The organism is Lonsdalea quercina subsp. quercina, from assembly GCF_000688695.1.
Classification (GTDB): Bacteria; Pseudomonadota; Gammaproteobacteria; order Enterobacterales; family Enterobacteriaceae; genus Lonsdalea; species Lonsdalea quercina_D.
In genome coordinates this window covers 1-24,438 of the sequence record NZ_JIBQ01000013.1, presented here as the reverse complement: position 1 = coordinate 24,438, position 24,438 = coordinate 1, and the positions used below count along the sequence as shown (strand labels likewise).

Annotated in this window: 20 protein-coding genes and 2 rRNA genes; 9 read left to right on the top strand and 13 right to left on the bottom strand. The window is 53.8% G+C overall.

Annotation, left to right across the window (positions count from 1 at the left end; genetic code table 11):
• The first annotated feature begins 10 nt into the window (after nt 1-10).
• Both SB13_RS13190 and SB13_RS13185 read left to right on the top strand, forming a co-directional pair.
• The gene (locus SB13_RS13190; RefSeq protein WP_026740804.1) at nt 11-1,414 is read left to right on the top strand and encodes a nucleobase:cation symporter-2 family protein; all 1,404 of its coding nucleotides are present in this window, start codon (nt 11-13) and stop codon (nt 1,412-1,414) included.
• Between the two features lie 160 nt (nt 1,415-1,574).
• A complete protein-coding gene (locus tag SB13_RS13185; protein ID WP_026740803.1) occupies nt 1,575-3,275 on the top strand; it encodes an AsmA family protein in 1,701 nt (566 codons plus the stop codon).
• 101 nt (nt 3,276-3,376) lie between these two features.
• On the opposite strand, the gene fabY is transcribed toward SB13_RS13185, so the two are convergent.
• The 4 genes from fabY to typA form a co-directional block, all read right to left on the bottom strand.
• Entirely contained in the window at nt 3,377-4,318 is a 942-nt protein-coding gene (fabY, locus tag SB13_RS13180) for a fatty acid biosynthesis protein FabY (protein ID WP_026740802.1), read from the bottom strand.
• A 35-nt stretch (nt 4,319-4,353) separates the two neighbouring features.
• On the bottom strand, nt 4,354-4,791 hold the full coding sequence (gene dtd, locus SB13_RS13175; RefSeq protein WP_026740801.1) for a D-aminoacyl-tRNA deacylase: 438 nt from the start codon (nt 4,789-4,791) through the stop codon (nt 4,354-4,356).
• Between the two features lie 47 nt (nt 4,792-4,838).
• The gene (gene yihX / locus SB13_RS13170) at nt 4,839-5,450 is read right to left on the bottom strand and encodes a glucose-1-phosphatase (protein ID WP_026740800.1); all 612 of its coding nucleotides are present in this window, start codon (nt 5,448-5,450) and stop codon (nt 4,839-4,841) included.
• Nucleotides 5,451-5,655: 205 nt separating this feature from the next.
• Nucleotides 5,656-7,479: a ribosome-dependent GTPase TypA gene (gene typA / locus SB13_RS13165; RefSeq protein WP_026740799.1), complete on the bottom strand. Its 1,824-nt coding sequence runs from the start codon at nt 7,477-7,479 to the stop codon at nt 5,656-5,658.
• A 371-nt stretch (nt 7,480-7,850) separates the two neighbouring features.
• Here typA and glnA point away from each other — a divergent pair, with 371 nt between their 5' ends.
• The 4 genes from glnA (at nt 7,851) to SB13_RS17795 (ending at nt 12,203) form a co-directional block, all read left to right on the top strand.
• Nucleotides 7,851-9,260: a glutamate--ammonia ligase gene (gene glnA, locus SB13_RS13160; protein WP_026740798.1), complete on the top strand. Its 1,410-nt coding sequence runs from the start codon at nt 7,851-7,853 to the stop codon at nt 9,258-9,260.
• Between the two features lie 203 nt (nt 9,261-9,463).
• On the top strand, nt 9,464-10,513 hold the full coding sequence (glnL, locus tag SB13_RS13155; protein ID WP_026740797.1) for a nitrogen regulation protein NR(II): 1,050 nt from the start codon (nt 9,464-9,466) through the stop codon (nt 10,511-10,513).
• Nucleotides 10,514-10,521: 8 nt separating this feature from the next.
• Nucleotides 10,522-11,934 carry a nitrogen regulation protein NR(I) gene (gene glnG / locus SB13_RS13150; protein ID WP_026740796.1) on the top strand — a complete coding sequence of 471 codons (1,413 nt, stop codon included), beginning with the start codon at nt 10,522-10,524 and terminating at the stop codon, nt 11,932-11,934.
• A gap of 146 nt (nt 11,935-12,080) precedes the next feature.
• Entirely contained in the window at nt 12,081-12,203 is a 123-nt protein-coding gene (locus tag SB13_RS17795; protein WP_139171511.1) for a YshB family small membrane protein, read from the top strand.
• Between the two features lie 81 nt (nt 12,204-12,284).
• Here the strand turns inward: SB13_RS17795 and hemN are convergent, their stop codons facing one another.
• Both hemN and yihI read right to left on the bottom strand, forming a co-directional pair.
• Nucleotides 12,285-13,658, bottom strand: coding sequence for an oxygen-independent coproporphyrinogen III oxidase (hemN, locus tag SB13_RS13145; protein WP_026740795.1), 1,374 nt, complete (start codon nt 13,656-13,658; stop codon nt 12,285-12,287).
• Between the two features lie 187 nt (nt 13,659-13,845).
• On the bottom strand, nt 13,846-14,388 hold the full coding sequence (gene yihI / locus SB13_RS13140; RefSeq protein WP_026740794.1) for a Der GTPase-activating protein YihI: 543 nt from the start codon (nt 14,386-14,388) through the stop codon (nt 13,846-13,848).
• 214 nt (nt 14,389-14,602) lie between these two features.
• On the opposite strand from yihI, the gene yihA reads away from it, so the two are divergent.
• Nucleotides 14,603-15,241 carry a ribosome biogenesis GTP-binding protein YihA/YsxC gene (yihA, locus tag SB13_RS13135; RefSeq protein ID WP_026740793.1) on the top strand — a complete coding sequence of 213 codons (639 nt, stop codon included), beginning with the start codon at nt 14,603-14,605 and terminating at the stop codon, nt 15,239-15,241.
• A gap of 114 nt (nt 15,242-15,355) precedes the next feature.
• On the opposite strand, the gene spfP is transcribed toward yihA, so the two are convergent.
• The 5 genes from spfP to SB13_RS13115 form a co-directional block, all read right to left on the bottom strand.
• Nucleotides 15,356-15,403, bottom strand: a complete 48-nt coding sequence (gene spfP, locus SB13_RS18215; RefSeq protein WP_071892919.1) for a small protein SpfP — start codon at nt 15,401-15,403, stop codon at nt 15,356-15,358.
• Nucleotides 15,404-15,702: 299 nt separating this feature from the next.
• Nucleotides 15,703-18,489 carry a DNA polymerase I gene (polA, locus tag SB13_RS13130; protein ID WP_026740792.1) on the bottom strand — a complete coding sequence of 929 codons (2,787 nt, stop codon included), beginning with the start codon at nt 18,487-18,489 and terminating at the stop codon, nt 15,703-15,705.
• Between the two features lie 367 nt (nt 18,490-18,856).
• Nucleotides 18,857-19,480: a thiol:disulfide interchange protein DsbA gene (dsbA, locus tag SB13_RS13125; RefSeq protein WP_026740791.1), complete on the bottom strand. Its 624-nt coding sequence runs from the start codon at nt 19,478-19,480 to the stop codon at nt 18,857-18,859.
• 22 nt (nt 19,481-19,502) lie between these two features.
• Nucleotides 19,503-20,489: a serine/threonine protein kinase gene (locus SB13_RS13120; protein WP_026740790.1), complete on the bottom strand. Its 987-nt coding sequence runs from the start codon at nt 20,487-20,489 to the stop codon at nt 19,503-19,505.
• Nucleotides 20,490-20,552: 63 nt separating this feature from the next.
• Nucleotides 20,553-20,822: a YihD family protein gene (locus tag SB13_RS13115; RefSeq protein WP_026740789.1), complete on the bottom strand. Its 270-nt coding sequence runs from the start codon at nt 20,820-20,822 to the stop codon at nt 20,553-20,555.
• Between the two features lie 114 nt (nt 20,823-20,936).
• On the opposite strand from SB13_RS13115, the gene mobA reads away from it, so the two are divergent.
• Nucleotides 20,937-21,515 carry a molybdenum cofactor guanylyltransferase MobA gene (gene mobA, locus SB13_RS13110; protein ID WP_026740788.1) on the top strand — a complete coding sequence of 193 codons (579 nt, stop codon included), beginning with the start codon at nt 20,937-20,939 and terminating at the stop codon, nt 21,513-21,515.
• Nucleotides 21,508-22,026, top strand: coding sequence for a molybdopterin-guanine dinucleotide biosynthesis protein MobB (gene mobB / locus SB13_RS13105; protein ID WP_026740787.1), 519 nt, complete (start codon nt 21,508-21,510; stop codon nt 22,024-22,026). Before mobA ends, mobB begins: the two co-directional genes overlap by 8 nt.
• Nucleotides 22,027-22,597: 571 nt before the next feature.
• Here mobB and rrf read toward each other — a convergent pair.
• Nucleotides 22,598-22,713, bottom strand: a 5S ribosomal RNA gene (rrf, locus tag SB13_RS13100).
• 106 nt (nt 22,714-22,819) lie between these two features.
• Nucleotides 22,820-24,438: ribosomal RNA gene (locus tag SB13_RS17930) — 23S ribosomal RNA — on the bottom strand; the annotation flags it as partial.

The following is a 24,438-nucleotide window of genomic DNA, read 5'->3' as shown; positions in this document are numbered from 1 at the left end:
GCCAACCGCCATGCGTATTCCCTCTGCCGAACCTCTGCGCCCGGAAGAACCCGCCGCTGCCCATCCACGCAGCGAACTCATCTACCGTCTTGAAGACCGCCCACCGCTGCCGCAAACGTTGTTTGCCGCCGGTCAGCACCTGTTAGCCATGTTCGTCGCCGTTATCACGCCGGCGTTGCTGATCTGTCAGGCTCTCGGACTCCCCGCGCAGGATACGCAACACATCATCAGCATGTCGCTGTTTGCGTCCGGTCTGGCCTCCATACTGCAAATCAAAACCTGGGGGCCCGTTGGCTCCGGGCTGTTGTCGATTCAGGGCACCAGTTTTAACTTCGTGACGCCGCTTATCATGGGCGGGNTGGCGTTGAAAAACGGCGGCGCGGATGTGCCTACCATGATGGCCGCGCTGTTCGGCACACTGATGGTCGCCTCTTGCACCGAGATCCTGCTGTCCCGCGTTCTTCATCTGGCCCGCAGGATTATTACTCCGCTGGTATCCGGCGTGGTGGTCATGATTATTGGTCTGTCGCTGATTCAGGTCGGGCTGACCTCGATCGGCGGCGGGTTTGCGGCGCTGAACGATCACTCGTTCGGCGCGCCTAAGAATCTGCTGCTGGCTGGCGTGGTCCTGCTGGTTATCATCCTGCTGAATCGCCAACGCAATCCCTATCTGCGCGTCGCCTCGCTGGTGATCGCCATGGCCGTCGGGTATCTGGCGGCATGGCTGATGGGAATGCTGCCCAAGGAGATGTCCAGCACGGCGCAGTCGGCCATCATGGTGCCGACGCCGCTGTATTACGGTCTGGGCTTCGACTGGAGCCTGCTGGTGCCGCTGATGCTGGTGTTCATGGTGACGTCGCTGGAAACGATCGGCGATATCACGGCGACCTCCGATGTCTCTGAACAGCCGGTACGCGGACCGTTGTATATGAAACGCCTGAAAGGCGGCGTACTGGCCAACGGCCTGAACTCCATGCTTTCGGCGGTATTCAATACCTTTCCCAACTCCTGCTTCGGCCAGAACAACGGCGTGATCCAACTGACCGGCGTCGCCAGCCGCCATGTCGGTTTCGTCGTCGCGCTGATGCTGATTGTCCTGGGCCTGTTCCCGGCGGTTAGCGGGTTCGTTCAACACATCCCGGAACCGGTGCTAGGCGGCGCGACCATCGTGATGTTCGGTACAATCGCCGCCTCAGGCGTACGCATCGTGTCTCGCGAGCCGCTAAACCGCCGGGCGATCATGATTATCGCCCTCTCGCTCGCCGTGGGTCTGGGCGTAGCTCAGCAGCCGCTGATCTTGCAGTTTGCGCCTGACTGGCTGAAAACCCTCCTGTCTTCTGGCATCGCCGCAGGCGGGATCACCGCCATCGTCTTGAATCTCGTGTTCCCGCAAGAGAAAGAAGAAAAAGAATAGGGAGCCTGCTTCCAGATATTTCGTATTTACCGTGCTAATCAGGGCCCCATGATGCAACATCGGGCCCTGATTCTTGTCAGGAGTATGATTACCGACTTGAGCCGCTGCCTACATTGCGGCATAACACTTCTATCCTCGACGACAGGCACGGACTGATACGATGAAATTTATCGGGAAGCTACTCATCTCACTGCTGTTACTGACCCTTCTGGCTCTGGTGGCGCTTTATATCGCGCTGCAGACCGAATGGGGAGCCAACGGGATCAGCCGTTGGGTCAGTCAACATACCGAATACCGTCTTTCGCTGAAAAAGGTGTCTCACAGCTGGACATCGCCCAGTATCTTCCAGCTCGATGAGGTCTCTTTTGGCCATGAAAATCAGCCGCCGACGCTGGTCGCCAAACAGGTCTCCCTTGGACTTAGCGTGCGCCAAATCACCACGCCTTCCCATTTGGCCAGCCTGCAGTTGATGGGGGGAACGCTTAATCTAAGTCAAACCGGTTATGCCCTGCCTCTTCAGGCTGACGTGTTGCAGTTAAAAGATATGGCGCTACAGGCGCAGGATGGCGACTGGCGGTTAAACGGGCAGCAGGTCAACGGCGGTATCACGCCCTGGGAGCCGCAGCCCGGTAATTTGCTGGGGAATAATGCGCGTTTCCAGCTCAGCGCCCGCTCGCTGACGCTGAACGATATTCCCGCCAGTCAGGTGTTGGTGGAAGGCACCTTCGAGAATCGGCGCCTGACGCTCAGCAACTTCGGCGCTAATGTCGCCCGGGGAGAGCTGACCGGCAGCGCGCAGCGTGCGGACGATGGCGGTTGGCAGATTAATCGGCTCAGACTGAGTAACGTGAGGCTGCAAACCTCGCGCTCCCTCTCTGATTTCTGGCGGCCCGTCGCAGCGCTGCCCGCCGTCAGCGTCGACCGTTTTGACCTGATAGACGCACGCATTGAGGGACCCGGCTGGGCCGCCAGCGATCTTGATGCCACACTCCAGCATGTCACCTTCCAACAGGGTAACTGGCAAAGTGAGGACGGCTCGCTCTCGTTCAATGCAACCGACCTCATTAACGGCGACATGCATCTGATCGACCCGATTATCCATCTGGACCTGTCCTCGCAAGGGATTGCCATTCGCCAGTTCTCGACCCGTTGGGAGAGAGGGCTGCTGCGAGCCAGCGGCAACTGGCTGCGCAGCGACCACAGGCTGACGCTGGATGAACTGGTGATCGCGGGAATGGAATACACCCTGCCGGGAGACTGGCGTCAACGCTGGCAACAAACGTTGCCTTCGTGGCTGGAAGAGATATCCGTCAAAAAATTTACCGCCAACCGCAACCTGCTGATCGATATCAACCCGGACTTTCCCTTCCAGGTGACTGCACTTGACGGCTATGGCAGCGACTTGCTGCTAGCTCGCCAGCATCAGTGGGGTATTTGGCAGGGCTCGCTGAATCTGAACGCCAGCGATGCCACGTTCAATAAGGTGGATATTCGACGTCCGTCGCTGGCATTGACAGCCGACAACGATCGGATCACGTTTACCGAACTCAGTGCCTTCACTCAGGGGGGGCTGTTGGAAGCAAAAGCGGGTATTGATCAAACCCCCGCGCGCGAATTCACGCTGGATATAAATGGAAAATCGACGTCGTTCGACACGTTGTTGCACTGGGGCTGGCCAACGCCGACGCGCATGCCGTCGGGGAATCTCAACTTTCAGCTACGACTGAGCGGTAAGATGGCGAATGCCACGCCGCTGAAACCCACTTTGAATGGCGTTTTGCAGGGAACGGACAGCGCAGGCCAACCGCTCCAACAGCAGTTGCATCAAGGCGTCTTACAGGAACGGATGCCAACGCCCTAGGGCGGATGGGGTGATACCAAGAAGAAGGCCGGACTCATCATCCGGCCTTCAGTTATTCCATGGAAACCCATTCCCGCAGCCATCGCTATCTGCGCCTTGAGTTAGTCGTGCGATAAACCCGCTGGCTCCAGAGGATCATCCTGCGTCGGCGGCAAGACCATGTACACGCCTTCGAATAACGCCCCTTTTCGACCTTCACCGAACAATTCGACGTTCAGATGAACCCTCGCCCGACGGCCACGCGCCAATTTGTCCAGATCGCCGCTGAGCGACCCAAGATTGGCGACTGCACTGGGACGACCAATAATCGGCGAGCTATAACGAATATGGGCATCCGCCAAAACAATGGTGCCCCCCAGTTGACGCTCCCGCAGCAATAGCCAAATAAGCCCCCAGCCGGTTAAGGTCGCCAGCGAAAACAGGCTGCCGGCGAAGATGGTGTGATGGGGGTTTTGATTGACGGCTTCCGGCATCGTGGTGATAAATTTCTTGCCGGTGTACTGGCTGATGCGCACACCCATCTTTTCGCTCAGCGGAATATGATCGTGCCAGGCTTGCTGCAGCTGACCGCACCAGTCTGGGCGATGCAAAATATCATCCAGCGTCGCCACCGGTTTGATCATCAGGAAATGTCGAATGGGCGTAGTCTGAGGCGTCGTGACCTCGCCCTGATCCACAAACCCTAATTTGGCGAAAAAGGCCTTCGCCTCTTCGCGGGCGCTGCACACCACGCGCTTAGCTCCCTCCTGACGCGCCACCGACTCCAGCGCCATCGCCAGCAAAGTGCCCAACCCCTTACGTCTCACGGCAGGGTGAACCGCCAGAAAACGGATAGAGGCTTCATTATCGGCATTAATGTAGAGTCGCCCGACTGCCACCAGCCGCCCTTGCACGTCAACCACGGTCTGATGATGCGCCAGCAAATCATAAGCGTCGCGCTCCGACCCCATTGGCTGTCGCAACGGCTTACGCAACATCTCCCAGCGGAACTGATAGTAGGCTTCCAGCTCTTCAGCGCTTTCCGGCACTCTCAAGTGATACATACACAGCCTCAGTTAACCAAGAGAAGCGATCCGTTTTATGCCTGTAGCCAGAAGGTCACCGGCCCGTCATTGACGAGTTCAACCTTCATATCGGCGGCAAAACGGCCGGTTTCCGTGACAACGCCTTGTTCCCGGCATTGACCGATAAAGTATTGATACAACCGATCCGCCTCGGCAGGCGCCGCGCCGCGGGAAAAACTGGGGCGCATCCCCCTTTGTGTGTCGGCCGCTAGCGTAAACTGCGATACCACCAGCAGGCTGCCGCCCGCCTGACGCACGTTAAGGTTCATCTTCCCCTGTTCATCACCAAAAATTCGGTACCCGATCACCCGTTCGCATAACCGCACGGCGTTTTTTTCGTCATCGCCCTGCTCAACGCCCAGCAATACCAGCAATCCCGCATCGATTTTTCCGATAATGTCGTTGTCCACGGTGACGCTGGCGCTGGAGACGCGCTGAATTAACCCAATCATAAAAACGTTGCTGCTCCTGTCTGATGCCGAATCGAAACTGCCTGGCGCTATTCACTCACCACGGCGGACTGAGAAGAAAAGAAGTCCGTCAGAACCTGACGATCGTTGACTTGAATAGCATGGATGCCCAACGCGGATGCGGCGGTGACGTTGTCCGCATTATCATCGAAGAAGATGGCGTCCTCGGCCCGGCAGCCTTCCTGCTGCAGCACATACTCGTAGATGGCCGCATCCGGTTTGCGCATACCAAGCTCCTGAGATAAATACAAACGGTCGGCGGCCTGTTCTATTTCGGGATAGAGCGCAGACCACTGCTGATGATGCAGGCGGTTGGTATTGGACAACACCACAACCCGCTGACCGTCTCGCCGTAATTGCTTCATGATAGCCAGCGCTTCAGGACGCACCCCGATAAAGATGGATTCCCAGCCCGCGGCAAACTGCTCAAAGCTGAGGGCAATCCCCATTTCGTGGCACAACTGAGAAGCAAATGCCTCATCATCGATCTCGCCGCGCTCGTGCTGCTCAAACGCCTGCCCCATAACGAAGCGTTCGCTGAGGCTTGCCAGGGGGACACCGCTAAGGTTGCTCCATACTCCCAGCACCCGTTTGAAATCGATATCAATGACGACGTTGCCTAAATCAAAGATATACAACATAGGTCCTCCTGATGAGTCAGTAGGCTTTCACTGTAACGGTAAAAGGGAGAACTGAACAGAGAAGATCGGCGGCCGAATACACCATCAGCAGGTGTGGGCTCGCTCTGTGTAATGAGGATAACTAAATGAAAATAAATTAAAAAAGCCAGTCAGCTTTCGCTGGCTGGCTCTTTCTAAAACGAGACCGTTGTTACAGAAAAGGCGCTTAGCCTTCTTTGCTCGAACGACCCGCGCGGCGGCGGTCGTTTTCGGTCAGGTGACGTTTACGCAGACGGACAGACGTCGGCGTGACTTCAACCAGTTCGTCGTCATCGATAAATTCCAGAGCCTGCTCCAGAGTCATCTTGACCGGCGGTACCAGTGTCGTCGCTTCATCCGTACCCGAAGCACGCATGTTGGTCAGTTTCTTACCGGTCAGGCAGTTCACGGTCAAGTCGTTAGAGCGTGAGTGAATACCGATAATCTGGCCTTCATAAACTTCGGCACCGTGACCCAGGAACAGCTTACCGCGGTCCTGCAGGCCGTACAGGGCAAACGCAACAGCTTTACCCTGACCGTTGGAGATCAGCACGCCGTTCTGACGCTGACCGATATCGCCCGGACGTACGTCATCGTAGTGGCTGAACGTGGAGTACAGCAGACCAGTACCAGACGTCATGGTCATGAACTCGGTACGGAAACCGATCAGACCGCGGCTAGGGATAACGTAGTCGAGACGAATACGGCCCTTGCCATCTGGAACCATGTCTTTAACGTCGCCTTTACGCTCGCCCATCGCCTGCATGACGGAGCCCTGATGCTGTTCTTCGATATCCAGCGTCACGTTTTCAAACGGCTCTTGGTTGCGGCCATCGATCACGCGGTTGATAACTTTCGGACGCGAAACGGCCATTTCAAAGCCTTCACGACGCATGTTTTCAATCAGGACAGACAGGTGAAGCTCACCACGACCGGATACGCGGAAAGCATCCGCATCATCAGTCTCTTCAACGCGCAGTGCAACGTTGTGGATCAGCTCTTTGTTCAGACGCTCAAGGATCTGACGCGACGTCACGAACTTACCTTCTTTACCGCAGAAAGGAGACGTGTTGACGCAGAAGAACATGGTCACGGTCGGTTCGTCGACGCTCAGCGCAGGTAGCGCTTCAACGTTCGCCGGATCGCAGATGGTATCGGAAATGTTCAGCTCGCCCAGACCAGTGATAGCGATGATGTCACCCGCTTCCGCCAGCGTGGATTCGATACGCTCCAGACCCATGTGGCCCAAGACTTTACCGACTTTACCGTTGCGGGTTTTGCCTTCGCTGTCGATGACAGTAACCTGCTGGTTAGGCTTAACCAGACCACGCTTGATACGGCCGATACCGATAACACCCACGTAGTTGTTATAGTCCAGCTGGGAGATCTGCATCTGCAGCGGACCGTCACGGTCAACTTTAGGCGCGTCAACGTGTTCGACGATCGCTTCAAACAGCGGCGTCATGTCGCTGGCCATATCGGAGNGATCCAGACCAGCAATACCGTTCAACGCGGAAGCGTAAACGATTGGGAAGTCCAGCTGCTCATCAGTGGCATCCAGGTTTACAAACAGGTCGAACACCTGATCGACAACCCAGTCAGGGCGTGCGCCCGGACGGTCAACCTTGTTGATGACCACGATCGGCTTCAGACCATTGGCAAAAGCTTTTTTGGTCACGAAACGGGTCTGCGGCATCGGGCCATCCATTGCATCAACGACCAGTAGCACCGAGTCGACCATCGACATCACACGTTCTACCTCACCGCCGAAGTCGGCGTGTCCTGGGGTATCAACGATGTTGATGCGGTAGTCTTTCCAATTGATGGCGGTATTTTTAGCGAGGATGGTGATCCCGCGCTCTTTCTCCAAATCGTTGGAGTCCATAACACGTTCGGTGGCTTCACTACGTTCATCGAACGTACCGGACTGTTGTAGCAGCTTGTCGACCAGGGTGGTTTTCCCATGGTCAACGTGCGCAATAATAGCGATGTTACGCAAATTTTCGATCACAGCTTTGCCTCAGGCATTTAGAAATAGCGCGCTATTGTACACGGATTAATCGAGGGACTAAACAGGATCACAAACATCTCTTGCAAACAACCTCACATTGAGGGGGTTGTGATCCCTTTCACGGTGCAATTTCGCGGCAAACACATTGAAGAGCACCAATATGGTGCTAACAATGCAAAATAAAGCACTATTTTGGTGCAGATTACTATATTGGTGCAGTCGAAGACCACTTAGAAAACCAGAGAACCGGCTCTCAGGCACAAATACTAAAGTTGGCACAGATTTAGCTATAGTCTACGTACGGTCACAACAACATTCCACAACGATATTCGTTCCACGACGATAAATGATATAACCCGGGAGAACCAAGTATGTCAGTTGAACACGTTTTGACGCTGCTGAAAGAACATGAGGTGAAATTCGTCGACCTTCGTTTCACCGATACTAAAGGTAAAGAGCAGCACGTCACGATCCCTTCCCATCAGGTAGATGCAGATTTCTTCGAAGACGGCAAAATGTTCGATGGTTCTTCTATCGGCGGATGGAAAGGCATCAANGAATCAGACATGGTGTTAATGCCTGACGTCACGACCGCCGTTCTCGACCCGTTCTACGAAGAGTCTACGCTGATCATCCGTTGTGACATCCTCGAACCAGGCACGATGCAGGGCTACGATCGCGATCCGCGCTCCATCGCCAAACGCGCAGAAGATTTTCTGAGTTCTTCCGGTATCGCGGATACCGTACTGTTCGGGCCAGAACCCGAGTTTTTCCTGTTTGATGACGTTCGCTTCGGCAGCAGCATCTCCGGCTCCCACGTCACTATCGACGATATCGAAGGTGCCTGGAACTCCAGCAAAGAATATGAAGGCGGCAACAAAGGCCACCGGCCGTCCGTCAAAGGCGGTTACTTCCCGGTTCCTCCGGTCGATTCTTCTCAGGACATCCGTTCCACCATGTGTTTGACCATGGAGCAGATGGGTCTGGTGGTTGAGGCGCATCACCACGAAGTGGCGACAGCAGGTCAGAACGAAGNGGCCACCCGCTTCAACACCATGACCAAAAAAGCCGACGAAATTCAGATTTACAAATACGTGGTCCACAACGTCGCACATGCTTTCGGTAAAACAGCAACGTTCATGCCGAAACCGATGTTCGGCGACAACGGTTCCGGTATGCACTGCCACATGTCTCTGTCCAAAGACGGCGTGAACCTGTTTTCCGGCGATAAATACGGCGGTCTGTCCGAAATGGCGCTGTTCTACATCGGCGGCGTGATCAAACATGCGAAAGCCATCAACGCCCTGACCAACCCGGCAACCAACTCGTACAAACGTCTGGTTCCAGGCTACGAAGCACCGGTCATGCTGGCTTACTCCGCGCGTAACCGTTCTGCATCTATCCGTATCCCGGTGGTCGCGAGCCCGAAAGCGCGTCGTATCGAAGTGCGCTTCCCGGATCCGGCAGCCAACCCGTACCTGGCTTTCACCGCACTGCTGATGGCTGGCCTGGACGGTATCATCAACAAGATCCACCCTGGCGATGCCATGGATAAGAACTTGTACGATCTGCCGCCGGAAGAAGCGAGTGAAATCCCAACTGTCGCAGGGTCACTGGAAGAAGCGCTGAATGCGTTGAACGAGGACCGTGAGTTCCTGACCCGCGGCGGCGTATTCACCGAAGACTCTATCGATGCTTACATCGAACTGCGTCGTGCGGAAAACGACCGCGTACGTATGACTCCGCACCCGGTAGAGTTCGAACTGTACTACAGCGTGTAATTATTCGCGCAACGACGGCAGCCCGAATAATAACGATGTTGAAGCTGCCGTCGCCGACAAGATTTCTTGTTTATTTTGTTGCCGTGGAAACTTTTCAGCCCATCTTCGGATGGGCTTTTTTCTCCGCGCGACATCGTACGGTTGCTAAGCAATATTTATCAATCCAGAATGTGACGCACTAAAATGGTGCAGGAGTCTGCGTTATGGCAACAGGCACGCTGCCCGATGCTGGGCAGATCCTCAATTCATTAATTAACAGCATCTTACTGCTGGATAAAAATCTGGCGATCCATTATTCCAACCCAGCAGCGCAACAACTACTGGCGCAAAGCTCGCGTAAGCTGGCGGGAACGCCATTGCCTGAACTGCTTGGCTACTTTTCGCTGAATATTGACCTGATGCTGGACAGCCTTAACTCAGGACAGGGATTTACCGATAACGAAGTCACCATCGTGGTGGATGGCAGAGCCCATATCATGTCGCTGACGGCACAGCGTATTCAGAACGATTATATTCTGATGGAAATGGCGCCGATGGATAACCAGCGCAAACTCAGTCAGGAACAGTTGCAACACGCTCAGCAGTTAGCGGCGCGAGATCTGGTTCGCGGTCTTGCTCATGAGATTAAAAACCCGCTGGGAGGCCTGCGCGGCGCGGCGCAACTACTGTCGAAAGCGTTGCCCGACCCATCGCTGACGGAATATACCAAAGTCATTATCGAACAGGCGGATCGCCTGCGTAATCTGGTCGATCGCCTATTAGGGCCACAGCAACCTGGGTTGCACGTCACGCAGAGTATTCATCAGGTCGCGGAGCGCGTCTTCCAACTGGTTTCGCTGGAAAAAGCCGATAACGTCACGCTGGTCAGAGATTACGACCCCAGCTTGCCGGAACTCATGCACGACCCAGATCAGATTGAACAGGTCCTGCTGAATATCACCCGCAATGCATTGCAGGCGTTGGGTGAAGAAGGCGGCTCCATTACGATCCGTACTCGTACAGCCTTCCAGCTGACGCTGCACGGCGTACGCTATCGTTTAGTGGCCCGTATCGATATTGAAGATGATGGCCCGGGCGTCCCCGCCCATTTGCAAGATACCCTGTTTTATCCGATGGTTAGCGGACGTGAAGGGGGCACCGGACTAGGACTGTCGATCGCCCGAAATCTTATCGATCAACACTCAGGTAAAATTGAATTTAACAGTTGGCCAGGTCACACCGAATTTTCGGTCTATCTGCCCATCCGCCAGTGAGGTCCATGATGCAACGAGGGATAGTCTGGATTGTCGACGACGATAGCTCCATCCGCTGGGTGCTCGAACGTGCGCTCACAGGAGCCGGCTTAACCTGCGCGACGTTTGATAACGGAAATCAGGCATTAAACGCATTATCTACGCAAACGCCAGACGTGCTGCTTTCCGATATTCGTATGCCCGGAATGGACGGGCTGGCTCTGCTACAACAGATTAAACAGCGCCACCCTATGCTACCGGTCATTATTATGACGGCACACTCCGATTTAGATGCGGCCGTCAGCGCCTATCAGCAGGGCGCCTTCGATTATCTGCCCAAACCGTTCGATATTGATGAGGCGGTGGCGCTGGTCGAACGCGCCATCAGCCACTATATGGAGCAGCAACAACCGGTCCGTAATCAGCCTATCAGCGGGCCGACGACGGACATCATCGGGGAAGCGCCCGCGATGCAGGACGTTTTCCGGATCATCGGCCGTCTTTCACGCTCTTCCATCAGCGTCTTGATCAACGGGGAATCCGGTACGGGTAAAGAGCTGGTCGCGCATGCGTTGCATCGCCACAGCCCTCGCGCCAAAGCGCCCTTCATCGCGCTGAACATGGCCGCAATTCCGAAGGATTTGATCGAATCAGAACTGTTTGGCCATGAAAAAGGGGCCTTCACCGGCGCGAATCAGATCCGTCAGGGGCGTTTTGAACAGGCCGATGGCGGCACGCTGTTTCTGGATGAAATCGGCGACATGCCGTTGGATGTGCAGACGCGACTGCTGCGTGTGCTGGCCGATGGGCAGTTTTACCGCGTAGGCGGTTACGCCGCGGTCAAAGTCGATGTCCGGATTATTGCGGCGACCCACCAGAATCTTGAGCTGCGAGTACAGGAAGGCAAATTTCGCGAAGATTTATTCCACCGTCTGAACGTCATTCGCGTCCATTTGCCGCCACTGCGGGAGCGCCGGGAAGATATTCCACGTCTTGCACGCTACTTCCTGCAAGCGACCGCCAAGGAGCAGGGTGTCGAACCGAAGAACCTGCACCCCGAGACGGAAGCGGCGCTCACACGACTGCCGTGGCCCGGCAACGTCCGCCAGCTGGAGAATACCTGCCGCTGGTTGACCGTCATGGCCGCCGGTCAGGAGGTGCTGATCCAGGATTTACCGCCAGAACTGTTTGAAACCACCGCGCCTGACGCCACGGTCCATGTTCAGCCCGACAGTTGGGCGACCCTGCTGGCGCAATGGGCCGACCGGGCGCTACGCTCCGGTCATCAAAATCTGTTGGCGGAAGCCCAGCCAGAGATGGAGAGAACGTTGCTAACGACCGCGTTGCGTCACACGCAGGGACATAAACAGGAAGCGGCTCGTCTGTTGGGCTGGGGGCGTAATACGCTCACGCGCAAACTGAAAGAGTTGGGGATGGAATAGTCCCATTGCCGCTCTCCTTACCGGTTTTTGGGCTTGTCGGGGGAGCGGAAAAGAGACATTTCAGCGCAGGGATTATTGTCGCAAATTTATACTTTACTTGATCATCACTAGCAGTATGATCACTGCGCTGACAGGAGAACGTAACCATGCTGGAATCACTTTTTTCGGCGTTGTCACACGGCGCTGAAATGGGCAATGCGGTGGGACATTCCCCGCAAACCGCCATCGCAGCCGTTTTGTGTGCCGCCTTGATTAACTTTTTTAGCTGAAGCCGCATATCATCGTGGATTCACGCAGGCAGAAAAGATAAAAACAGCCGCATTGCGGCTGTTTTTATTTCTATCAGAAGTTCATATCACCCGTGAAAACTGGCGACTTCGCATCTTACTGCGCAGGTAGATGTCGAAACACATGCAAATATTACGGATCAATAAGCGTCCCTTTGGCGTCACCACGAGCTCCCGCGACGCCACCTCGATCAGACCATCTGCCATCATCGGCTCCAGCAATATCAGATCCTCAGAAAAATAATCTTCGAAATCAATCTGATACTCGGCTTCTATCGCAGCATAACTCAGCCGAAAATTGCAGATCAGCGTTTTGATGACGTCCCGGCGGAGGCAGTCGTCACACGTCAGTTTCACCCCCCGCCACAGCGCATTGCCCTGGGTCTGGACCTGCGTGTAGTAGTCCTTCAAGACCTTCTGATTCTGAGCATAACTATCACCGATCATACTAATCGCGGAGACGCCCATTCCCAGCAAATCAGTCTCGCCTTGTGTCGTATAGCCCTGAAAATTACGATGCAGCTTCCCTTCTCGCTGCGCCACCGCCAGCTCATCGTCGGGACGCGCAAAATGATCCATGCCAATGAACTGGTAGCCCGAGGCGGTCAGGTCATGAATGGTCTGCTGTAAAATATCCAGTTTCTGCTCGGCGCCAGGCAAATCCGCTTCCTTAATTTTTCGCTGCGCGGCAAATAGCGTCGGTAGATGGGCGTAGTTGAACACGCTCAATCGGTGCGGACCCAGTTCGGCTACGCGTTGCAGCGTATAGGCGAAACTCTCCGGCGTCTGTTTCGGCAGACCGTAAATCAAATCGATATTGGTGGAGGNGAACCCGAGCGCTTTCGCCCGTTCGATCAGGGCAAAAATGAATGCTTCGTCTTGCTCACGATTGACCAGTCGCTGAACCTCTTTATTGAAGTCCTGTACTCCCATGCTCAGTCGATTGAACCCTTCCCGATGCAGGTGATCAACGATATCCAACTCGATTTCGCGCGGGTCGATCTCCAGCGACATTTCAGCGTGCGCGTCAAACGTAAACTGCTCGCGCAGCAGCGTCATTAACCGGGTGATCTGTTTGGCATTCAGAAACGTCGGGGTTCCGCCGCCCCAATGCATCTGGGTAACGGTACGTCCAGCGAACAGGGGCGCGCGCTGACGAATTTCCTGCTCTAAAACATCCAGATACTCGTCCGCCTTGTGCAGCTGACGCGTCACCAGCTTGTTGCACCCGCAGAAATAGCACAGACGATGGCAAAACGGGATGTGGATATACAGGGAAAGCGGTCGCTCGGGGTAAAGAGCGGCCGCTTGCAGAAAAGCGGATTCATCGTAGTTTTCGGTGAATTCCAGCGCGGTAGGGTAAGACGTATAGCGGGGACCGGAATAGTTATACTTTTGTATCAGCTCCAGATCCCAATCGATGCTCGTTCCAGACATATTGCTGCTTACTCCTTGCGGTATCGTTTATTGCCTGACCGTCTCTGCGGTATTGGCTGCTGTCGGGAAGACAGGCTGCGTCGCAGCAATCGCGTCTTCCTGTTCGACAGACACCACAGTTTAGCCAACAGACTCAGCAAAAAACACATAACCAGCAAGGTTAATATCAGAAACAGCCCTTTTAACATCAATATCCGTCTTTGGGGTTATTGCGCTTGAGCAACTGCAGCATATCTTCCTGAGGTTCTTCTTCTTCGTCGTCGTCGTCGTCATCGCCCAGCTCAATGCCCAGCAATTCCATCAGCGCATCGATGCGGTCGAGCTTCTCATCAACCCAGGACTGGTCTTTCACTGAAAGCGTTTCCCCTTTCTCCAGCAGATCCAGCAGCTCGTCCAGTCGCGGATCGTTTTCCAGCATTTCCAGCTCTACTTCTGGGGATAACGTGACTTTTTTCTCCAGTTCAGGCTCAGTAACTGATGAAACCGGAGCGGCGTCAGCCGGGGTCAGCGGGATCTTTTTCTTGCTGCCAATGCGCGGATCGACAACTTTTCCCAGTCCGGAAGAGGCCTTGTTATCGTTTCCACCCTGTGCGCGACTTCCCGCGGCCAGTCCACGACGTTTTTTCTGACGCTTGCGTGCACGAGCTTCGGTATCCAATTCTTCACGGGTTTTTCTTTTGATTTTAGGTTTGGCGGCCTTACCGCCCGGCCGTTTGAATGGCTGTTTCATGGCATCGCTCTCAGATTATTAAGAATGTAGGGAATTGCGGCGGAATCTAGCAGAAAGCGTACGAATAAAAAAGCACCCAACTTCACGGAAGAGGCTTTTATTTTTTCACAATATTACGCTGACGTCGTCAAAGTGACGATACAGATAAAGACCACAGCCACGGCAAGTTACAGGTATAATCGCTGAGTAACTATTAATCCAGACAGAGACGAAGATTGTGACCCATCAATACAACTACCAGGTGACCCATTTCGTTACCAGTGCCCCGGACATTCGCCATTTGCCCGCAGATAGCGGTATTGAAGTCGCCTTTGCTGGACGTTCGAACGCCGGAAAGTCCAGTGCGCTCAATACGCTAACCAATCAAAAAAGCCTGGCCAGAACCAGTAAAACCCCTGGACGCACCCAGCTCATCAACCTGTTTGAGGTGGTCGACGGCATACGACTGGTGGACTTGCCCGGCTACGGCTACGCGGAAGTGCCGGAAGAAATGAAGCGGAAATGGCAGCGCGCCTTAGGCGAATACCTGCAAAAACGTCAGTGCCTGCAAGGATTAGTGGTGCTGATGGACATCCGCCATCCGCTGAAAGATCTCGACCAGCAGATGCTGGAGTGGGCAGTGGCGGCGGAACTGCCGGTGCTCGTATTGCTGACTAAAGCGGACAAGCTGGCTCAGGGCGCGCGCAAAGCGCAACTGAACATGGTGCGTGAAGCCATACTGCCGATGATGGGCGATATTCAGGTGGAAACCTTTTCGTCTCTGAAAAAGAGCGGCGTGGATAAGCTACGCGAAAAACTGGATAGCTGGTTTAACGGCACCCCCTTCGAAGACTTCCCCGATCAGGGCGAATAATGCCTTGATATCATGGGGTTAATGAACCATCTTAATTGACACACCCCGCGTTCAGCATTTCAGCCCCCCAATAAAAAACGCCCCGCTCAGAACACTGAGCGGGGCGGCTAATATTCAGCCAAATCCGATTACGTGAAGTAAAAGGTCTGAAAGATAGAACATCTTACCTCTGTACCCTACGGAAATAACTCTACCCTATTTTTTTACGGCCACAAAGATTTTTTTGTTGTTTACTTTCACACATTGCATAAAGCATCGCCATAAAAGGACACATCGCCGCATGATCCTGTAGCTTAATTACAAAAAGGGCCGTTTTCTGATGAAATTGACTCAAATTTGTCAAGTTACAGGCTAGATAACATGATGAATTACGGGCGTTAATTGTGTAGGTTCTACCTGCCCCAGGTTATACAAGGGACAGGCAGGATAGGACGGTTTTAGGCAGGAAAAGGGGGGGTGAATTAGTGTGCCTGATCCCAGTTAATACCGGTTCCCACGTCGACACGCAGCGGCACATCCAGCTTCATACATCCTTCCATCAACGCTTTAATTTTCGCCTTGGATTGTTCCAGCACGGAATCATGGACTTCAAAGACCAATTCATCGTGAACCTGCATAATCATGGTCACCAGAGGTTCATCCTGTTGCTGCAGCCAGCCGTCGATGGCGATCATCGCTTTCTTGATGATATCCGCCGCAGTCCCCTGCATCGGGGCGTTGATCGCCGCACGTTCCGCCGCCTTACGGCTCATGGCATTTCGCGCGTTGATCTCCGGCAGGTAGAGGCGTCGCCCATCCAACGTGGAGACATAACCGTGCTCGGCCGCCTGCTCACGAGTACGCTCCATATACTCCTGCACGCCCGGATAACGCTCAAAATAAAGATTCATGTATTTCTGAGATTCATTGCGCGGAATATTAAGCTGCCGAGACAAACCAAATGCGCTCATGCCGTAGATGAGACCAAAGTTGATTGCTTTGGCGCTGCGTCGCTGCTCAGACGTCACTTTATCCAAAGGTGAACCAAAGACTTCCGCCGCCGTGGCGCGGTGAATATCCAATCCCTCGGAGAAAGCCCGCAGCAATCCGGCATCTCGAGAAAGATGAGCCATGATACGCAGTTCGATTTGTGAATAATCCGCCGCAACGATGTTGTAGCCTTCGCGTGCGATAAACGCCTGGCGGATACGCCGCCCTTCCTCGTTACGCACCGGTATGTTTTGCAGGTTGGGATCGCTGGAAGACAATCGACCGGTCGCCGTCACCGCCTGATGATAGGACGTATGAACCCTTCCCGTCAGCGGATTGATCATCAACGGCAGTTTATCCGTATAGGTGGATTTCAGCTTCGCCAAGCCGCGATACTCCAGAATCAGCTTCGGCAACGGGTAGTCCAACGCCAGTTCCGCCAGCACTTCTTCGTTAGTGGACGGCGCCCCTTTCGGGGTTTTCTTCCTGACGGGGAGCTGCAGCTTTTCATACAGAATGTGTTGCAACTGCTTGGTAGAAGAGAGGTTAAAAGGCTCGCCAGCCAGTTCATGCACTTCAACTTCAAGCTCCGCAAGCCGCGTCGTCAACTCCTTGGAGTGCTCAGCGAGAATGCCAGCGTCGATCAATACGCCATTGCGTTCCATGCGCGACAGAATGGGCACCAGCGGCATATCGATATTGTCGAAAACGTTTCTTAGCTCAGGCTCTTTTTCCAGCTTTTCCCACAGCTTCTGGTGCAAATGTAGCGTGACATCGGCATCTTCCGCCGCATACACCGCCGCCTGCTCCAGTGGGATCTGATTGAAGGTAAGCTGATTTTTGCCTTTACCGGCAATTTCTTCAAATGAGATGGTTTTATGCTGTAGATAACGTGATGCCATGCTGTCCATATCGTGGCGGCCGCCCNCACTATCCAGCACGTAAGATTCCAGCATGGTGTCAAACGCCATGCCTTGCAGCTCAATGTTGTAACGGGCTAGCACGCCGCGGTCATACTTCAGATTTTGACCGACTTTCAGTACGGCTGGGTCTTCCAGCAGCGGCTTAAGCCGTTCCAACGCTCTTTCGCACGTCATCTGCGCCGGGGCATCCAAATAGTCGTGGCCCAGCGGCAGATAGGCGGCCTCACCCAGCTTATCGGAAAACGAGATCCCGACCAGATTAGCGCTCAACGTATCCAGACTGTCGGTTTCAGTATCGAAGGCAAAAACGTCGGCCGACTTCAGACGATCAATCCACGTCTCAAGCGTCTTTTCATCCAGGATGGTGACGTAGCCTTCCTGCGATAGCGCGCTCTCAACCGCAGGCGCGCTTTTCTCTTCCACCGCGGGTTTGCTTTTCGCGGCGACCGGGCTCTTTTTACCCGACAACCAGGCTCCTGATTCCAACTCAACCTGCCAACGCCGGAAATCATAGTGCCTGAAGAGCTCACTTAGCTCGTCCACTTGTGGCTCAGTAACCGCCAGCTGCTCGCAGCTCAGCTCCAGCTCGACGTCGGTTTTGATCGTAGCCAGCTGATAAGAGAGGTAAGCCACCTCTTTGTGCTGTTCCAGTTTAGCCGCCATCGTTTTAGCGCCGCGGAATGAAAGATCGGCGATTTTATCCAGATTGGCGTACAGCGTATCTAAACCGCCTAATCCCTGTAGCAGCGCCTGTGCCGTTTTCTCGCCAATGCCCGGCACGCCGGGAATATTGTCGGAGGCGTCGCCCATCAGCGCGAGGAAGTCGATGATCAGCTCCGGCGGAATACCATATTTGTCGCATACCTCCTGAGGGCCCAGGATAGCGTTGTTCATGGTGTTAATAAGGGTGACGTTCGGCGTCACCAGCTGAGCCATATCTTTATCACCGGTGCTGATCAGAACCGGCGTCGAGTTCAACTCCGCCTGTTGAGCCAGCGTGCCGATGACATCGTCCGCTTCCACGCCGGAGACCGCTAACAACGGCAGGCCCATCGCCCTGACCATTTTATGCAACGGCTCGATTTGTGCGCGCAGATCATCCGGCATCGGAGGTCGGTGAGATTTGTAATGTTCAAACAGCTCATCGCGGAAGGTTTTTCCTTTCGCATCAAACACAACCGCAACATGGCTGGGATGATATTGAAGCAACAGGCTGCGCAGCATGTTCAACACGCCGTACATCGCTCCGGTAGGTTCTCCCGCACTGTTAGTCAGCGGAGGAAAAGCGTGATAGGCACGGTACAAGTAAGAGGAACCGTCGACGAGAATTAAAGGGTTGTCTGCTATTTGAGCCATAATCTGTTTCAATTGTTATTTCCAGCCATCATATAAGCATGCCATAGGTTGGCAGGAAGAGACGAATAATAACGCGTAAATACGGCCGCGCTTTCGTGACGTATCGCAGAAATTCTGTGGATAAGTTTGTGTATAGAAATACTTAAATAATTAACAGGGGAATAAATACTGACGGGAGTAATTAAATTATTTAGCAAAATCAGTTAACTGAAATAAAAAAACGTATTCACTTGTTGTTAACGGAAAACATAAGATTTGTGGATACCTATGGAAATGAAATTCACTTTCACCCTGTTATTTTCCCTGAAAGTTTCCTTTTTGAAAAAACTCACGCCACGCGGCTGTCGCCGCATGGCGTCGAGTTAAATTACTTTTTAGAAATCAGGAATTTCACTACATCAGCATATTGCTGGACGTAAGCATCCATTGAGCTGGTATCAAGACCGTCATTCTTAACCATATATTTGCCGTTCACAAACAGGGATGGAACACCGCGCAGCTGCAAATCCGCCGCCGCTTTTTCTTGCTGTACGACCAGTGATTTTACAACGAAGCTGTTGAGAGCGCTGTCGTAGTCTTCACCTTTCACGCCCGCAGAGATAAAGACGTTGCGAATATCTTCCGGTTTCTGGACCGTTTGGGTTTTCTGTACCGCATCAAACATCAGCGGGCTAATTTTATCTTCAACCCCCAGAGCAATAGCGACAGCCCACGCTTCCGTCAGGTTTTTGCCCAAAGGTCCCAGGAAGTCCACGTGATACTTCACCATTTTGGTGCCAGCCGGCAACGCTTTCTGTATCGCGTCAGGAATGTGATAAACCTGGGAAAATTGATAACAGTGCGGGCAGTAGAAAGAGAAAAACTCCAGCACCTGCGGCTCCTGCGTTGCGGGCTTATCCAGCGTGACAAACTGTTTGCCCTCGCTGAAATCAGCCGCGGAGGCACTGAACGCCATGATGACACCAATCAGTGTTAGCCATACTTTCTTCATATCACTCTTTTCTCCGTTAACTTTAGTACATCGGCGTCAGCTGCAAAGGCGGTTCCTGCAACAGCTTAACCTGCTCGACAAAGGTGGAGGCTTGTTTCGCCCAGAAATCGGCATCCTGCATCCAGGGAAAACTCCTTGGAAACGCAGGGTCTTGCCAACGTCGGGCAACCCAGGCCAGATAGTGAATCATTCTCATCGCCCGCAACGGTTCGATGAGCGCCAGTTCCTTCTCTTCGAAAGAAGAAAACTCGCTGTAAGCTTCCAACAGAATATCCAGCTGGATGCGTTGCTCGCGTCGCTCGCCATGCAAAAGCATCCACAAATCCTGAATGGCGGGACCGTTACGTGCATCATCCAAATCGACGAACAGGGGGCCGTCATGCCACAGAATGTTGCCGGGGTGGCAATCTCCGTGTAGGCGGGCCGACGCCCAGTCGTCATGCCAGCAGCGCTTCACTTCCTGGATCAGGCGCTCGGTCGCGTTCAGGAAGGTTTCCCGCAGCGAAGCGGGTATCAAAGCGCATCGGGACAACTCCTCGAAGGGCTCATACAGATACTCCTGTAGGCCGATAGTCGGCCGTGCATCGAAATCCCGTTTACGACCGGTTTGATGAATGCGCCCCAAATAACGACCGACGCCTTCCAGCTGATCATCGTTATCCATTTCATACTGCCTTCCCCCTACGCTGGGAAAGACAGTAAAGAAAAAGCCGTCATGCTCATGCAAGGTCTCTCCCTGCAACGCCAAAGGCGCGACGACCGGCACTTCATCCTGCGCTAGTTCAGCGGCAAACTGATGCTCTTCGACGATTTGATCCTTGCTCCAACGCTGTGGACGATAAAATTTGACCACGTAACGCCGACGATCTTCATCACTGAGTTGGTATACCCGGTTTTCGTAGCTATTAAGCGCGATTAATCCGGAGTCTACGCGTACGCCCGCAGACCATAACGCATCCATAATGACGTCTGGCGAGAGCGTGTGAAAATTGAAAACAGCATCATGCATTGCGTTTAACGTTCCTGTTGCAAAAGGCGTACGCGCGCATCGACGCGGAAAACGAGCTTTTCATTAATCTTTGATGACGCCACGGGCCCGCAGGAGCGCCGTTTTGAAGTCAACTTCATAATCTTTCTGCAACCCTGGGATCGGTTGCTCTTGGTCGGAACCACGCAGTTTTAAATGGTAGATAAGGATATCATCTGTCAGATCGCCAAGCGCACCTTCAAACCCAGCTTCCTTTGCAAGTTTTTGTAAAAATTCCATCAAATTCAAATCGGGTTCCTGCTGCCAGGCCGGATGCAACAGTTCAACTAACTCATTCACGCGATGACATTTCATGGTCGGTTCTCCATACTCAGCTTAAATAGTCATGTACTTAGTATGAGGAAAGCGCTTGGCGTTACGCCATCGTTTTCCCTCAATCGGCATCATTTATTTTCAGGTCAAACAATTATGATCACGGGATTCATTCTGGCTGGCGGACAATCCTTACGGATGGGCGGCCAAGATAAAGGCCTCCTCCTGTTGGACGGTATACCGCTGTATCAGCACGTTTTAACACGGCTGGAGAGTCAGGTGGATAGGGTACTGATCAATGCCAACCGTCATCGTGAACGTTACCAGCAAAGCGGGTATCCGGTGATCGGTGATATGAACCGCCAGTTTGCGGGCCCGTTAGCGGGGATATATACGGGGTTGGTCACCACGGAGACCGAATGGGCGCTCTTTGTTCCCTGCGACGTGCCGGCGTTACCATTGAATCTCGTCTCTCGCTTACAACAACATATTGGTCATCACTCCGCCGCCTATGCCACCGATGGCGAACGCCACCATCCTACATTGCTTCTCATCAATAAAAGCCAAACTCAGGCGCTTAAAGAGTTCCTGTCCAGGGGCGATCGCAAACTGATGCTATTTCTCGATCAGATAGATGCTCAACCTGTCTCTTTCAGCGACCAACCCCAGGCATTTCGTAATCTGAATACGCCCGAAGAACTGGCTGATTGGCAAGAGGGCCGAAAACATGACTAGTCCCGTGCCGCTTCTGGCGATAGCCGCATACAGCGGTACAGGAAAAACGACGTTGTTAACGCAGTTGATCCCTTTGCTAAAAGCATTAGGCATCCGCGTCGGCATGATCAAACATACGCACCACGATATGGATATCGATACGCCGGGGAAAGACAGCTATCGTCTCCGCAAAGCGGGCGCTGAGCAGACGCTGGTCGCCAGCGCCAATCGCTGGGCATTGATGACGGAAACGCCTGAACAGTCGCAACCCGATCTTGCGTGGCTGGCTAGCAGAATGGATCGTACAAAGCTCGATCTGGTGCTGGTCGAAGGTTTTCGCCACGAGAAGATCCCCAAAATCGTCCTGTACCGTCAGGAAATCGGCCATGACATGGCTAAGTTGATCGATGACGATACACTGGCGATCGCCAGCGATGTGCCCGTGGATGTCTCCGTTCCTCAACTCGATCTCAATCACCCTCCCGCCATTGCCGAGTTTATCCGCCGTTGGCTTGATGCCCAGCAGTCTTGACTGTAATGAGTTCGATCCCTACTTCATCGTGTCATTCGGATAGGCAGGTGATGTCATTCCGGATAGGCTGCACCCGGTGAGGGAAAGTCGGGAACCTGGGCCACATAACAATCGCGTTATATTGCGAGTTCCCTATAAAACAGCTGACGCCATCCCACCTCAATCCTCCGGATAACCGGGAGTTAAGTTAGGTGCCCAAGAGTAGACCAGACCGGGTGCGGCGTAGCCGCGGCTAAGTGTGGTTATCCCTCATGACCGACCTCAATCTTGTTTGCGCTCCGCTCTTTGCCGGGGGTCTGTGCGCGGCGCTTCATGCCCTGCGAGGGAAGAGGTTCATTTAGACGATACCGAAAAGTAGAGGTAGGAGAGCACGGTCAGGGGGGAGGATAGGCAGGACGATGAACACGTATCGCGACGGCTGTTGTGAGGGGGCCGGAACCGTGACCGACCAGTGGCCTCTAATGAGGCTGGCGGGGGTGACGGCGTGGCGTTGGGCCGCAGGTGTGTGCGCGTTTTTTTCGCCCCAATGCAAAAACCCCCAGCTTTCGCTGAGGGTTTCTACGGGTTTGATGCCTGGCAGTTCCCTACTCTCACATGGGGAGACCCCACACTACCATCGGCGCTACGGCGTTTCACTGCTGAGTTCGGCATGGGGTCAGGTGGGACCACCGCGCTATCGCCGCCAGGCAAATTCTGTTTCATTCCAGCCGTTACACTCTCTCTCCGTGTAACCACCAGAACCAATCTTTGAACAAGCTGAATCTCGTCTCTCTAAAAACACCTTCGGTGTTGTAAGGTTAAGCCTCTCGGGTCATTAGTACTGGTTAGCTCAACGTATCGCTACGCTTACACACCCAGCCTATCTACGTCGTCGTCTTCAACGGCCCTTCAGGGGACTCGAAGTCCCAGGGAAGACTCATCTCGGGGCAAGTTTCCCGCTTAGATGCTTTCAGCGGTTATCTCTTCCGCACTTAGCTACCGGGCAATGCGATTGGCATCACAACCCGAACACCAGTGGTGCGTTCACTCCGGTCCTCTCGTACTAGGAGCAACCCCCCTCAATCTTCCAACGCCCACGGCAGATAGGGACCGAACTGTCTCACGACGTTCTAAACCCAGCTCGCGTACCACTTTAAACGGCGAACAGCCGTACCCTTGGGACCTACTTCAGCCCCAGGATGTGATGAGCCGACATCGAGGTGCCAAACACCGCCGTCGATATGAACTCTTGGGCGGTATCAGCCTGTTATCCCCGGAGTACCTTTTATCCGTTGAGCGATGGCCCTTCCATTCAGAACCACCGGATCACTAAGACCTGCTTTCGCACCTGCTCGAGCCGTCACTCTCGCAGTCAAGCTAGCTTATGCCTTTGCACTAACCTCCTGATGTCCGACCAGGATTAGCTAACCTTCGTGCTCCTCCGTTACTCTTTGGGAGGAGACCGCCCCAGTCAAACTACCCACCAGACACTGTCCGCAACCCCGATTAGGGGCCCACGTTAGAACATCAAACATTAAAGGGTGGTATTTCAAGGTTGGCTCCATGCAGACTGGCGTCCACACTTCAAAGCCTCCCACCTATCCTACACATCAAGGCTCAAGGTTCAGTGTCAAGCTATAGTAAAGGTTCACGGGGTCTTTCCGTCTTGCCGCGGGTACACTGCATCTTCACAGCGAGTTCAATTTCACTGAGTCTCGGGTGGAGACAGCCTGGCCATCATTACGCCATTCGTGCAGGTCGGAACTTACCCGACAAGGAATTTCGCTACCTTAGGACCGTTATAGTTACGGCCGCCGTTTACCGGGGCTTCGATCAAGAGCTTCGCCTTGCGGCTGACCCCATCAATTAACCTTCCGGCACCGGGCAGGCGTCACACCGTATACGTCCACTTTCGTGTTTGCACAGTGCTGTGTTTTTATTAAACAGTTGCAGCCAGCTGGTATCTGCGACTGGTATCAGCTCCGGGAGCAAGTCCCTTCACCAACGCCAGCGTGCCTTCTCCCGAAGTTACGGCACCATTTTGCCTAGTTCCTTCACCCGAGTTCTCTCAAGCGCCTTGGTATTCTCTACCTGACCACCTGTGTCGGTTTGGGGTACGATTTCGTGTTACCTGGAGCTTAGAGGCTTTTCCTGGAAGCTTGGCATCGGTCACTTCATCACCGTAGTGACTCGTCATCACGCCTCAGTGTTAATGATGTTCCGGATTTACCAAAAACATCCACCTACACGCTTAAACCGGGACAACCGTCGCCCGGATAACCTAGCCTTCTCCGTCCCCCCTTCGCAGTAACACCAAGTACAGGAATATTAACCTGTTTCCCATCGACTACGCCTTTCGGCCTCGCCTTAGGGGTCGACTCACCCTGCCCCGATTAACGTTGGACAGGAACCCTTGGTCTTCCGGCGTGCGGT

Bases quoted from the DNA above. Each gene is read 5' to 3' on its own strand.
- fabY (WP_026740802.1), bottom strand. From the start codon at position 4,318: ATGTATCACTTGAGAGTGCCGGAAAGCGCTGAAGAGCTGGAAGCCTAC.
- SB13_RS13185 (WP_026740803.1), top strand. From the start codon at position 1,575: ATGAAATTTATCGGGAAGCTACTCATCTCACTGCTGTTACTGACCCTT.
- SB13_RS13115 (WP_026740789.1), bottom strand. From the start codon at position 20,822: ATGAAATGTCATCGCGTGAATGAGTTAGTTGAACTGTTGCATCCGGCC.
- yihI (WP_026740794.1), bottom strand. From the start codon at position 14,388: ATGAAACAGCCATTCAAACGGCCGGGCGGTAAGGCCGCCAAACCTAAA.
- dsbA (WP_026740791.1), bottom strand. From the start codon at position 19,480: ATGAAGAAAGTATGGCTAACACTGATTGGTGTCATCATGGCGTTCAGT.
- glnG (WP_026740796.1), top strand. From the start codon at position 10,522: ATGCAACGAGGGATAGTCTGGATTGTCGACGACGATAGCTCCATCCGC.
- mobA (WP_026740788.1), top strand. From the start codon at position 20,937: ATGATCACGGGATTCATTCTGGCTGGCGGACAATCCTTACGGATGGGC.
- dtd (WP_026740801.1), bottom strand. From the start codon at position 4,791: ATGATTGGGTTAATTCAGCGCGTCTCCAGCGCCAGCGTCACCGTGGAC.
- yihX (WP_026740800.1), bottom strand. From the start codon at position 5,450: ATGTTGTATATCTTTGATTTAGGCAACGTCGTCATTGATATCGATTTC.
- glnL (WP_026740797.1), top strand. From the start codon at position 9,464: ATGGCAACAGGCACGCTGCCCGATGCTGGGCAGATCCTCAATTCATTA.
- SB13_RS17795 (WP_139171511.1), top strand. From the start codon at position 12,081: ATGCTGGAATCACTTTTTTCGGCGTTGTCACACGGCGCTGAAATGGGC.
- mobB (WP_026740787.1), top strand. From the start codon at position 21,508: ATGACTAGTCCCGTGCCGCTTCTGGCGATAGCCGCATACAGCGGTACA.
- SB13_RS13120 (WP_026740790.1), bottom strand. From the start codon at position 20,489: ATGCATGATGCTGTTTTCAATTTTCACACGCTCTCGCCAGACGTCATT.